Genomic DNA, 12,754 nt, shown 5'->3' with positions numbered 1-12,754 from the left:
AAAATAAGATTTATGCTTTTGTACAATAATAAATAATTTCTTCTCGAGGTAATGCAAAACGTGTAGCACTTTCCTCTTCGTATTCTTTGGCGAAATAATCGACCTTAACAACGAAGCCCCCTTTTTCTAATCTTTCGTGGTAATCGAGCCCGAACATTCGTAAATGATCGTCTTGTCCAAATGCTTTCTCTCGTTCCAGAGGATTCGTGATGCTGTTGTCTTCATATGTATTTTCCATTGTGTAATCTTGTGGAGACTGCATAATTGCCCAGCCATTTGGTTTAAGCACGCGATGCATTTCGCTGATTGCTTGTATGTCGTCTTCAACATGTTCTAGCACATGATTACAGAATACTACGTCGAATGTGTTTTCTTCGAAAGGTATTTTGTGTACATCCATTTTAACCTTTGCCAGGGGAGAAACTAAATCGCCAGTTATGTAATCTATGTTTTGCATTTTCTCAAAACGATCAATAAAGCATGCTTCGGGTGCAACGTGTAAAAGCTTAATGGGGTCTTTAAAAAAATTAGTTTTCTCTTTAAGGTAAAGCCACATTAGTCGATGTCTTTCTAGTGCCAAACAATTAGGGCACAGTGCATTTTCTCTTGATGTAATTCTGCCATAAGGCATGAATTTGTTGAAATGGGCATCACAAATCGGGCAGTCTACTTTGTTTCCGAGATAAAATAATTTGAGAATTTTTAGAGCTATAGGGCTTAGTACCTGTAATACAGGACGTGGTACTTTACGGATTACTACACTTATCAATCTTTTCATCGCCAGGCTTGGTTCTTGTAAAGATATATTTTTTACTTCTTGTATTGCTGAATATAGTTGGATTTAGCGATCTGAATGTTTGATCAAATTGCATTAATTTTACTTAACCTTATAGCATTAAAATTATGAAGAAAGTATTAGTTGTTGGCCTCTGCCTAATCATGTCATTATATGGCCATACACAAACGAATCAGATGGATGCCAAAGGGTTGAGACAAGGTATTTGGAAGAAGCGATTCGAGAATGGTAAAATGGCTTATGAAGGTGTTTTTAAAGATGATGTGCCTGTTGGAGAAATGAAACGCTATGATCAGGAAGGAAAGTTATCTTCAATATTAACGTATACAGCTGGAGTGGATAAAGTTGCTGTGCAAATGTTTCATCCAAATGGTAAGAAGATGGCAACTGGAGATTATATTAATAAAGAGAGAGTAGGGCTCTGGGAAATTTATTCGATAGGCGGAATCTCAAAAGGTAGTATGAATTATTCTGCTGGTAAATTAGATGGCTTATCCGTTACCAAGTATAAAAATGGTATGGCTGCGGATAGTAGCGAGTATAAAGCGGATAAACGGCATGGAACTCGAAAAGAATTTTTTTCTGATGGGAAAATTAAAAAGGAATCAAATTATTTAGAAGGAAACTTGAATGGAAGATTAGCTATCTATTTTGCAAATGGTAAAATAAAAGTTTCTGGAAGGTATGACTCAGCCAAACGGGATGGCCTTTGGGTGATATATGACGAGAAACAACGAATCTTAAAATATCAATTGTATAGAAATGGGAAAGAAGTTTCTGAAAATGAGAATATGAAATTGATTGAAGGAAGAGGGATTAAAATATATACTCCGCTAGTAGAGGAGGAGGAAGATGGAAGGTATGATAAGATTGAAAAGAACTTGCTTAACAACGTACCATATTGAGTAAGCACGGTAAAATATTAGTTGCCATGAGTGGTGGTGTAGATAGCTCTGTTGTGGCTATGATGCTACATGATCAGGGGTATGAGGTTATCGGTATCACCATGAAAACATGGGACTACGAATCCGTTGGAGGAAGTAAGAAGGAAACTGGTTGTTGTAGTTTGGATTCTATCAACGATGCACGTCAGATGGCTGTGGAGAAAGGATTTCATCACATGATAATCGACTTGAGAGACGAATTTGGTGATTATATCATTAATAATTTTGTGGAAGAATATCTAGCAGGCCGGACTCCGAACCCTTGTGTATTGTGTAATACGCACATTAAATGGGAGGCATTACTGCGAAGAGCGAATCAGTTAGATTGTGAATTTATAGCCACAGGACATTATGCTTCAATAAGAGAAGAAAACGAACGTTACATCGTTTCTATGGGAAAAGATCAAACGAAAGATCAATCTTATGTACTATGGGGAGTTAGCCAAGAAAATTTGGCCCGAACAAAATTGCCTTTAGGTGAGTACTTAAAGTCTGATATTAAACAAATGGCTTTAGACAGTGGTTATAAAGAATTGGCAAATAAAAGCGAGAGCTATGAAATATGCTTTATTCCTGATAATGACTACCGTGGTTTATTAAAACGTAAGAACCCAGGATTAGAAGAAAGGTTGAATGGCGGGAATTTCATTTCTACAAAAGGAGAGATATTAGGTAAGCATAGGGGATTCCCATTCTATACTATTGGTCAGCGTAAGGGATTGGAAGTTGCCTTTGGTGAACCGGTTTACGTAACTAATATAAACGCAGAAACAAATACTGTTACGCTTGGGAGTCGCTTAGATCTCGAAAGAAAGTCGGTATATGTAAGAGATATGAACTGGATAAAGCGGGAAGGTATTAGTGGGGAAATGGATGTTCTTGCTAAAATTAGATATAAGGATAGTGGTACAATGTGCACTATTGAGCAAGAGGGAGATCTCATAAAAGGTATATTTCATGAAAGCGCATCAGCAATCGCTCCAGGCCAATCGGCAGTTTTTTATGAGGGGAGCGATGTTTTAGGAGGAGGCATTATATGCTAAGAGTCTTCTCTTTCTGGAAAGACAAATTTTTTATCGGCCTTTTAGCCTTTTGTTTATTTAGTTGTGATAAAAAGTCGAATGTTAGAATTGTTTTCGGCTATGATTACTACCCATCAGAGGTTGGGATGTGGAGGATTTATAATGTAGACTCCATTGCCTATGACGATTTCTATAGTCCTTCTAAGGTGGATACTTTTGTTTATGAGATAAAGGAAGTAATAGATTCTTCGTTTATCGATAACGCAGGTAACGAGACGTATAAAATAAACCGTTACAAAAGAGGATCAGATACCCTTCAGTGGGATTATAAAGAGGTCTGGACGTCTACTCTGTTGCCTTCTAGGGTTGAAGTAGTTGAAGGGAGTACTCGTTATATTAAAATGACCTTTCCAATAAATGAAGGCGAATCGTGGAATGGCAATGCATTCAATTCTGTAGGAGAAGAATCCTATATCTACTCATCTATAGATACAGAATTGGAAATAGGAGGGATTACTTTCGATAGTACACTGGTGGTAACGGAAGTAGATAATGAAAACTTAATTGAAAGAAAGTATACAGCTGCAACCTACGCAAAGAATGTAGGTGCAGTGTATAAAAGGGATATAGATATCTCCACGGAAACTAGTGGAGAAATAATAAGCGGTTTTGACTTAATCATGAGCCTGAGCTCATTTGGTAATTAGCCAATTACTTAATATCGAATTTTAATAGACTCTCATCTTCGATAAAACACTCTAACGTATCACCAGGTTTAACTGGGCCAATTCCTTCAGGTGTACCTGTGTATATAAGGTCTCCTATTTTTAACGTCATGTATTTAGATACTTCTGCTATGATAGTATCAACATCATAAAGCATCATATCAGAGTTAGATTTTTGAACTACCTCTCCATTTTGCTCTAATCTGAAGTTTACATTTTTGATATCGTCAACTTTCGACATTGGAATGAATTTGTCGTAGTATGCTCCACCATCAAAAGATTTTGCTCTTTCCCAAGGAAGACCATTTTTCATTAAATGTCCCTGAATATCTCTTTCTGTAAAGTCGATTCCTGCACCAATCTCAGAATAGTATTTATGTGCAAATTCTTTTTCAATGTTTTTTCCAACTTTGTCAATCTTTACTATGATTTCCACTTCGTAATCCATTCTTGTCGACCATTCTGGTACGTAAAAAGGTCTTGAATCCTTTACACCACACATAGTTGGTTTCGTGAAAAAAATTAAATCGTTTGGCGCAAACCCACCTAATTCTTCAATATGCGCTGCGTAGTTCTTTCCGATACAAATAATATTCATTGCAATCTGTTTTAATATGTTTAAAAAATAAGTGCGCAAAGCTAAAGAATTAGCCCGGATTTTACGATCTAAATATTCTTTCTTTTATTCACAGAATGATAGTCTTGAAAAAAGGAAATTTCGTCTTAATGTGTTTGGTTGAGAGGGGGGAGAAGGAGTAAATGGCTAGAACCTAATAAAGGCATCTTTGTAACCTAATTGTTTAATTTTCTTCACTATATCAAGCGCTTCCTTTTGGGATTTATATTGGCCAAATAAATAGCGATAGATGTTATCATCTCCTTTTACGCTTCTTACTTCATCTAATCCTTTAAAATGCTCAGGGTACTTTAGGACCCTAAAGGCACCCACTTGTATAGTGTAATATCCGAGACTCCCATAAGGAATCGCATTAGGGTTAGCTTTTCGTACTGTACTTAATTCATGACTCTGAGTACGAGATGCTACTATGTCTTTCTTTTTCGGTAGCCTTTTTAATTCTATCCTACGGTTCAATTTCCTTCCTTCTTTGGTCCTGTTAGATACAGCTGGGGAATCTTCTCCATATCCTATTGTTACAACCCTGGTTTTTTCAATACCTTTTTCAGTAAGGAATATTCTAGCGTGGTCAGCTCTCTTTTTGGATAAGTATTTATTGTATGCCCTTGTTCCTATATTATCCGTATGTCCTCCGATTTCAATATTAATTTTATTCGTGTTTAAATAATTACTCACACGAACCATTTCTTTCTTTCCTTCCAAGTTTAAAATATAACTATCGAAGTTGTAATAGATTGGTTTAAATTTGAAGCTGTCTGTTTTAGTATCCTCTTCAGTTTGACTGTCCTTCGTTTTATTCGCTGTTTCCTCTCGTACCTCTATTTTGACAGCCTCTTGTTGTTCTTTTTCTAGAATTACCGCTTCTTCTATTGCTTTTGATATTATAGCTTCTTCTATGGCTTTTAGGCTATCCTGTGCTCGTTCTCTCATAAGGTTATCAGCTAAGTATAGTTCAAGAGATTTTAAGCTATCCGCTATCGTAACTTTCCGGAGGCTATCTGTCTTCGCTAGCTGTATTGCTTTTAGGTTGAACGCCTTGATTTCTTGAAGACTATCGGCTTTATTTTTTTCTATTTTTAAAAGGGCCTCTTTTTTTAGCTCATCAGATTTTTTTTGTTTCGCTATTTTTTGTAGACGAATGGCCGTTTTAATTGAGTCTTCTTTTGCGTATATATTTTCATTTTGAATATTTAATACAATAACCGACTCCTCAAGTGGGAAGTTAGTAGAAGGAATCTTTTGACTGTGTATGTCGAAGTCTCTAATAAATGTAAATGCGCCTGTTACTTTGTCTTCTCGGGTAAGCGGACGTTCATCTATGGCATCAATTTGATACACCACGTCAAAGGTTGAGTTGAAAGGAATATTGTGCCACAATACTCTAACGTCTCTGCCTTTTACGGTAAACTCACCTCCCGAGTTTTCAACCGCAGAGGCTCTAAATCCTTCCGGGATAGTTTCGACTAAAGTTCCTTGCTCGTGAATGTCTTTTTTACTAAAATGTAGTTTTACAACATACACATTATCGTGTAGTCTTTGTATTTCTCTGGTAACTATGGCCTTTGGTTTTGCTTGTACGTCTTCAGTATCCTCGGCTCTTACTTTCTTCTTCTCTATGCTCTTAATTACTTTATCCGGAGTTATGCTTCCATTATACTTAGAAGTTTTGAAATTCAAATCGGATTCTGTTTTTTGAAGTGAATCAACTAGTCCTAAATAAGAATTAATTATTCCTCGTTCATATAAGTTTTCATATTTAGCAAATGAGTATTTCTGAATGTCAAAGAATGCATCTGATATTTCTGTATGTTGCTTTGTTTTCGTTTTCGTTAGCTCTAGTTTTTGAAATATTCCAAACTCTTCGCATTGCTTTGGTGTTTTAATAATATGTTCTTGCGGTGCATACCCAATTCTGTCAATAGTCATTTTGTAAGCCGTATTGGTAAGAAGATCGGTTGTGTACAATGCCTTGTTGGACGCAGGAGCATAGGCCATAACTTTTTTTCCTGTACCGATATTCTCATATGTAATTCTTGAGATTCCAGGAAACTGATCCTTTGCATTAATAACTCCTCTTATGGTTGTCTTGTTTATGAAGTTGCATTCTATTTCAAATGTGTAAATATCCATATCACCAGATCCTCCTTCTCTAGAAGATGCTATAAAACCTACTTTCCCTACTTCATCTGTCATGAAATAAATGTCTTTACCAGTTGAGTTAATGGGTGGTCTTAAATTTCTAGGTCGTGTCCATTTCCCGCCAATAACTTCTGAATAGAATACATCAAAGTCACCCATGCTGTTATGTCCTTTAGAAGAGAAGTATAATTTTTTACCGTCTGGTGATAAAAAAGGACTGTCTTCGTCGTATTCAGAATTAATGGTTGGACCAAGGTTTTTAGCGACTCCCCATTTGTTTTCTTCGGTTAATTGCGAAACATATAAATCTAAACCACCATAACCACCTTTTCTATTACTTGACAAAAACATCTTTGTACCATCGGTAGAAAAGAATAAGCTTGGTTCGTAAGATTTCTTATTAACCGCTTTGCTTTCTATTTCTTCAAGGTTGCTCCATTCGTTATTTATAAAATCGGTGACAAATATTTTATTTCTTTGGTAGACATATAGCTTGTTGTCGTTGTTAGCGAAGCCAACTATAGATGCCCCAACTTCAAAATTATTTAGGAGCATTTTAGGACTATTTTCTAATGTAATTGGTTTGGTCCATGTACCGTTTGTGTCTTGATGGCTTATATAAACTTTCTCATAATTAACTCCGTATTCATCTTGAGATGATCTATTTCCTCGGGAAGTGTAGATCATGGTTTTAAAGTCGGATCCAAGTACTGGCGCATATTCAGAAGCTTCCGAATTGAATCCGTTTCCAAGGGGTGTGATTACAGTGCTCTCATCTTTGTTTTCTTCAAAGAATACAGCATTCACGCACATTTCTATTTCTCGATTTAATTCCTTCATCAAGCTTGTATGCAGATAGGTGCTTTTGACTTGATCTTTAAAATGAAGGAAATAACTCATTGCACGATTGTAATTACCTATTAACTGATGGCATTTTGCGAGGTAATAAAAATTTTCAACGATGGTATCGTTTAGGATGGAATGCTCGAGAGATTTCTCTAAGTAGGGTATGCTTTTTGATTTAGAGTCGTCAGGGGAGTTGTAAATGGTAAGAGCTAATTCGAAATACAAATCAGAACTTGTTGAATCAACTTTAACCACTTCTAAATATATTCTCTTAGCAGAGTTGAAATCGTTATCTGTGAAAAACTCTCGTGCTGATTCTATTAGTTTTCTTATTTGTTTGGACCTGTCTTCTGGTTCGAAAGATTGGCTCTCGTAGTCTGTGGTTGATCTCTTAATGTATTGAGCCGATAATTCTGAGCTTGTACTTAGGTTAAGTAGCAAGAAGAAAGAAAGAATGCCGAAAACTCTTGTCCAGTTGGTTAGCATGGTTTGATTACCTTATCCAAAGGTAGAAAAGCCAATAGCCCTCAAGAGTGAAGTTGATTCATTTTATTAACAGGAAAGTGTTAGTAAGGAGAGCTAATTATTTGTCTCCAATTGGCTCGATAAGACGGACTTTAAAGAACTGGTATTTCTTGTATTCATCCCTGTTAGAGTAGGCATCATTTCTATATCTAGGCCCTGTAACAGTAGCTCTTTTTTCCACGAAAATAATATCGTCTTGAACAAAGCCTGCATTTTGAAGAGCTACAATGATATTTACTTTACCAGAGGCAGCTCTTACTTCTGCAAGTTCTTTGTTCGATTTGTATTTTCTTGTAGGCACTTTAGAGGCAGATGCCAATATTCTAACTTTTGCAGGACTCTTAGTGTTTGCGATCTGACTAGTGATTTTATCTATCATTGAAGAGAAGTTTTTAGATTCCTTTTCTAGATCTTTCATATTGTAATCAAAGTGTTCTTCGAAGATTATATTTCCTAGCTCATCTTCTGTTTTGCCAATATTAAGTTTTTCTTTGACTTCCTTAGGAATACTGGAATGATCTATTTCTAAAACGTAATCTAAATTTTTGTTTAGGCTGCTAAATTCAAAAAAACCAAACTCGTCGGTTACAACTTCCATCTTTATGCCATTTCCATCATCGATTGTCATTCTCGTATACTTCATATTGAAGTTTCCGTTGTTTTCTAATCCGTCAATATGGTTTAAGCTTTGTTGGATAGAGGCCAGGTTAGCCATGTTGAATTCAACTTCGCTGCTCGAAATAGATTGTATTAAAGTATCATTTCCGCTAATAAACATAACCTGAAGAGCACCTGCCTCATCATAAAATAATCTTCCGTAGGCAAAGGAATTGTCTACCTCGTCGGCGCAAAGGGCAGGGATAGTAACCGGTCTAAATATTGCCTTATAGGAAGACGAAATAGGTACATTAACAATTTCTTCAGATCGTAATGTGTCGCCATTGGCTACATGATTGATTTGGTATTGCATGCCACTAGGGATAATTACAGTAAATTTCCCTGTTTTTCTATTTGCTTTAAACCAAAAAATCTCTCCTGTTTGCAAGTCTGTAACCGATGCTCCTGCAACCGTATTCTCATCCATACAGAGAAATTTTCCGACAAATACGGTTAATGGTTCAATGTCTAAGATATTGAGATTGAGCATGTAAATATCTTTGTCTCCATATCCTTCTGGTCGTTCGGAAGAGTAGTAGGCTCGCTTTCCATCCGAAGATACTGTTAGATACATGTCGTTATTTACTGTATTGATAGGATATCCTAAGTTTTCGGGTTTGGTGAACATGATTTCACCATTTTCTGTTGACATTTCGGAAACGTACATGTCAAAGCCTCCCATGTTTTTGTGGCCTTTTGATGCGAAATAAAAATGAATACCATCTTGATGAATGTAAGGACATTCTTCATCGTATTCTGTATTAATGTCAGGACCGATATTTGCCGCCTTACTCCAAGTACCATCTGGTAACTTCACACATCGATAAATGTCTCTCCCGCCAAATCCAGACTTTCGATCACTTACAAAGAATAGTACATTTTCCTGGGCGTTTATTACTGCATGTGTTTCCCAATCTTTAGAATTCACATCTGATCCAAGTAAAACAGGCATGGACCATTCGACTCCCGTGTTTTCGGATACATATATGTTCCCTCCTTTATTCTCGCTACGGTACATGTACATTTTTTGGCCATCGGCACTTATTCCCAGTACAGCATCGTCTCCATTAGTATTTATATGACGACCTAATTGAAGTGGTTTTGTCCAAACTCCATTTACGCGTTTTGATGAATAAATATCTTCGTGGTAATAACCTTGGTCTGTTCTAAATCCACCAGTACTTCCTTCTCTTTTGGACGTAAATAACATGGTGTTCTCGGTTACTTCCAATACCGGGCTATATTCAGCATATCTTGTGTTGATAGAGTCGCCGAGGTTTATTACATCTATTTTAATAGGATTTTGAACATAGTCCATGGCATTATTACTTTGTTCAATATTATGCTCTGCGGTAGTTCTTAACATGTGTTTTTCACTTACAGACTCATTAAATTCTGCAAACATTTTAATAGCCTTTTTGAACTCGTAATTTAAATGGTATGCAAGAGCTAAGTAGTATTTTGCATCTGGTCCTGCTTTTTTAATAGTATGAGCAAAGGGGTCGTAATTTTTTGATATGTCTTTAATGGCCTTTTCAAGATAGGGTATAGCTTCTGTTTTTTCGTTGTATTTCAGCATATAGCATAACCCAACCTTGTAATTAAGGTTTGCATTGTCTGCATCTTCTTCAAGTAGTTTTTGGTAAATAGGAAGAGCAAGCGCATAGTTATTATTGATGTAATGGAAATTAGCATCAATAAAAGACTGCTTGAAATTACCGCTCTGACTCAATGCATTACTGCATGTTATAGCTAGTATTAATATTTGAATAAAATATTTCTTCAAATGCTATCTAATTAGTGTTACTCAAATCTAATGAATTATTAAATTTTTCTACTAGAATCAAAACTTTCTAATTCATCGGCCATCATCTTTAAAAACATACTTCCCATGGCACCATCAATTATTCTATGGTCATATGTGTGCGACATATACATCATCTGCCTAATCCCAATTGTATCACCCATTTCTGTTTCAATAACAGCTGGCTTCTTTTTTATTGCGCCAATTGCCATTATCGCAACTTGAGGTTGGTTAATAATGGGTGTACCCATGATGCTTCCAAAAGAACCAATATTTGTCATAGTATAAGTGCCATATGAGGTATCATCCGGGGTAAGCTTTTCATGTCGTGCTCTGTTTGCTAGGTCGTTAACTTTTTTAGCAATTCCTAAAAGGTTTAACTGGTCCGCATTTTTAATAATAGGTACAATTAAATTACCATTTGGAAGAGCAGTAGCCATGCCGATGTTGATGTCTTTTTTGACCAATATATTTTTTCCTTCCACAGATACGTTAACCATGGGGAAATGTTGGATTGTTTTAGCTAAGGCTTCTATAAAGATGGGAGTAAATGTTAATGATTCTCCATATATCCTTTGGAATTCTTCCTTATTCGCATTTCTCCAATTTACGATATTGGTTACGTCTAATTCGATAAAAGAGGTGACGTGTGCTGAAGTTCTTTGCGAATTCAACATGTGTGTTGATATAAGTTGGCGAACTCTATCCATTTCAATTATCTCGTCATCGCCATTTGAAACAGCTAATGGGATAGGAGGGATAGGTTCAGTGCTTTGTACCGACGGCTGGATGGATTCAATGCTTGGATCCGATTTTAAATAATTAAGAAGGTCGTTTTTCGTGAGTCTTTTGTCTTTACCGGTTCCTTGTATTTGATCTAATTGTTTTTGAGAAAGCCCTTCTTTTTTAGCAATGCTTTTTACAAGGGGAGAATAAAAACGATCGCTTTTGGTAGAAATACTCACTGTTTCTTTCTCCTTTATTTTAGGAATATTAACAGGGGTTATAGTATTAGCAGAATCCTGGTGTTCTATTTTCTTGTCTTCAATAACTGTTTTTGCAGGTGTTTCGTCAACTTCTTCTTTGGGTTTTGTAAGAGGCTTACTGGCAGAGCTGGTTTCTATTTCAGCAATTACGGCTCCAACTTGAACTGTATCGTCAATAGAATATTTTAAACTGATGATTTTACCTGTGAATGGAGAGAGGACTTCAGTATCTACTTTATCCGTTGCTATTTCAACGAGTACGTCATCTGCTTCTATAGAATCACCTTCGTTTTTTAGCCAAGAAATTATAGTTGCCTCGGCAACACTTTCCCCCATTTTGGGCAATACGACAATTTCTATAGACATGCGTTCGATTGGCTCTGACGTTTCTATGTAAATTTAAACAATCTAGAGTAAATTATATCTGAACGAGTACTCTAAGTGATCTCTGAATTATTTTGCGAAAGAAATGATGGATTTACTTCCAATTATGTAAGAGCTATTCGGAGGGGCGATTTTGTATCGGATATCCGATCTTTTTATATGCTTCATTTGATCCATAATAAGCTGTGGACTTAAATCTTTAGAGCAAAAAATAATCTCATTTAAATTGTAAATTTCTATTACTTCCTTTAATTGGTCTAGCTTTCCGATATATTCGGTTTTTATATCAATTATGGTTTTTAAGGGAGATATTAGGCCAATAAAATCGAAATTGTCGTTTTTTGAATGGAGCATATCTTTAATCCTTCCAGCCTCTGCCTTGTCTCCGATTACAGCAATTCTTCTTTGTTCAACGTCTGCCTTGCCTGGCTTAGGGTTTACTACTGCTAAGAACTTTGTGGCGATACCGGCAAAAAGAGCTAAACATGCTCGAGCATATATTGCCAAATTGAGTAGTAGCGTGAATGTTTTTGCATTCCCTTTCGAAAAGTGAGTTCTGGCAAATATTATCATGGCTTTATAAAATACAATGATGTACTTTATATTGGTACGCTTTGTACTCTCGCCTTTGTAATGTATGATTTGCGTATCCGGGAAGTAATAATTTTTATATCCAGCCTTTATTATTCGATACGAAAGGTCAACATCTTCCCCATACATAAAGTATGTTTCATCTAAAAGGCCTGTTACATCGAGGGTGCTCTTTCGAAGTAACATAAAAGCGCCAGATAAAACATCTACTTGTGCGATTTTATCTTCATCTAAATAACCGAGATGATAGGCGCCAAAAGTTTTTGATTTTGGAAACAGTAGGGTTAAACCAAACATTTTATAAAACGCAACGGTGGGAGTGGGGAAGGCTCTTTTTGACTCCGGTAAAAAATCACCTTGTCCATCTACCATTTTAACACCAAGCCCGCCAGCATCTGGCGAGGCATCCATGAATTTTACAATTTTTGTAAAAGTTTCAATGTCTACAATAGTGTCTGGGTTTAAAAGTAATACGTACTCTCCTGTAGAAGCCTTTATTGCTTGGTTGTTTGCAAATGAAAAACCTTTGTTTTCTTTGTTTTCAATACGTTTAACTAAAGGGAATTCTCTAGCCACCATAGCCATCGAATCGTCACTTGAATTATTGTCAACTACGAACACTTCGCTGGCAATATTTTCGCAAGCAATTTCAACAGATTTTAAGCACTGATTTAAAAAGTACTTTACATTGTAATTTA

Annotated in this window: 9 protein-coding genes; 3 read left to right on the top strand and 6 right to left on the bottom strand. The window is 36.2% G+C overall.

Annotation, left to right across the window (positions count from 1 at the left end; all coding sequences use genetic code 11):
- Positions 1 to 10 precede the first annotated feature (10 nt).
- Positions 11 to 778, bottom strand: a complete 768-nt coding sequence (locus tag HRT72_09625; protein NQY67965.1) for a class I SAM-dependent methyltransferase — start codon at positions 776 to 778, stop codon at positions 11 to 13.
- A gap of 125 nt (positions 779 to 903) precedes the next feature.
- Between HRT72_09625 and HRT72_09620 the strand changes: the two genes are divergently transcribed.
- Genes HRT72_09620 through HRT72_09610 form a run of 3 tightly spaced genes read left to right on the top strand, consistent with a single transcriptional unit; the run spans position 904 to position 3,469 of the window.
- Positions 904 to 1,701, top strand: coding sequence for a hypothetical protein (locus HRT72_09620; protein ID NQY67964.1), 798 nt, complete (start codon positions 904 to 906; stop codon positions 1,699 to 1,701).
- Positions 1,698 to 2,783, top strand: a complete 1,086-nt coding sequence (mnmA, locus tag HRT72_09615) for a tRNA 2-thiouridine(34) synthase MnmA (GenBank protein ID NQY67963.1) — start codon at positions 1,698 to 1,700, stop codon at positions 2,781 to 2,783. The genes HRT72_09620 and mnmA overlap by 4 nt, the downstream gene beginning before the upstream one ends.
- Positions 2,777 to 3,469 (top strand): hypothetical protein, encoded by a 693-nt coding sequence (locus tag HRT72_09610; protein NQY67962.1) that lies wholly within the window; start codon positions 2,777 to 2,779, stop codon positions 3,467 to 3,469. Before mnmA ends, HRT72_09610 begins: the two co-directional genes overlap by 7 nt.
- A 4-nt stretch (positions 3,470 to 3,473) precedes the next feature.
- Here HRT72_09610 and HRT72_09605 read toward each other — a convergent pair whose 3' ends face one another.
- From HRT72_09605 to HRT72_09585, 5 genes are all read right to left on the bottom strand, one after another.
- A complete protein-coding gene (locus HRT72_09605) occupies positions 3,474 to 4,085 on the bottom strand; it encodes a fumarylacetoacetate hydrolase family protein (GenBank protein ID NQY67961.1) in 612 nt (203 codons plus the stop codon).
- Positions 4,086 to 4,250: 165 nt separating this feature from the next.
- A complete protein-coding gene (locus tag HRT72_09600; GenBank protein NQY67960.1) occupies positions 4,251 to 7,595 on the bottom strand; it encodes an OmpA family protein in 3,345 nt (1,114 codons plus the stop codon).
- A 97-nt stretch (positions 7,596 to 7,692) separates the two neighbouring features.
- Positions 7,693 to 10,077 (bottom strand): PD40 domain-containing protein, encoded by a 2,385-nt coding sequence (locus HRT72_09595; GenBank protein ID NQY67959.1) that lies wholly within the window; start codon positions 10,075 to 10,077, stop codon positions 7,693 to 7,695.
- Between the two features lie 38 nt (positions 10,078 to 10,115).
- A complete protein-coding gene (locus HRT72_09590; GenBank protein ID NQY67958.1) occupies positions 10,116 to 11,447 on the bottom strand; it encodes a 2-oxo acid dehydrogenase subunit E2 in 1,332 nt (443 codons plus the stop codon).
- Between the two features lie 87 nt (positions 11,448 to 11,534).
- On the bottom strand, positions 11,535 to 12,754 hold a 1,220-nt coding region (locus tag HRT72_09585), incomplete at its 5' end, for a glycosyltransferase (protein NQY67957.1).

The organism is Flavobacteriales bacterium, from assembly GCA_013214975.1.
Lineage (GTDB): Bacteria > Bacteroidota > Bacteroidia > DT-38 > DT-38 > DT-38.
Note: the sequence above shows the minus strand (reverse complement) of the source record. Positions and strands in the feature narration are given on the sequence as shown.

Coding starts and splice junctions, on each gene's coding strand:
- HRT72_09620 (NQY67964.1), top strand. CDS start 904: ATGAAGAAAGTATTAGTTGTTGGCCTCTGCCTAATCATGTCATTATAT.
- HRT72_09610 (NQY67962.1), top strand. CDS start 2,777: ATGCTAAGAGTCTTCTCTTTCTGGAAAGACAAATTTTTTATCGGCCTT.
- HRT72_09600 (NQY67960.1), bottom strand. CDS start 7,595: ATGCTAACCAACTGGACAAGAGTTTTCGGCATTCTTTCTTTCTTCTTG.
- HRT72_09605 (NQY67961.1), bottom strand. CDS start 4,085: ATGAATATTATTTGTATCGGAAAGAACTACGCAGCGCATATTGAAGAA.
- HRT72_09625 (NQY67965.1), bottom strand. CDS start 778: ATGAAAAGATTGATAAGTGTAGTAATCCGTAAAGTACCACGTCCTGTA.
- HRT72_09590 (NQY67958.1), bottom strand. CDS start 11,447: ATGTCTATAGAAATTGTCGTATTGCCCAAAATGGGGGAAAGTGTTGCC.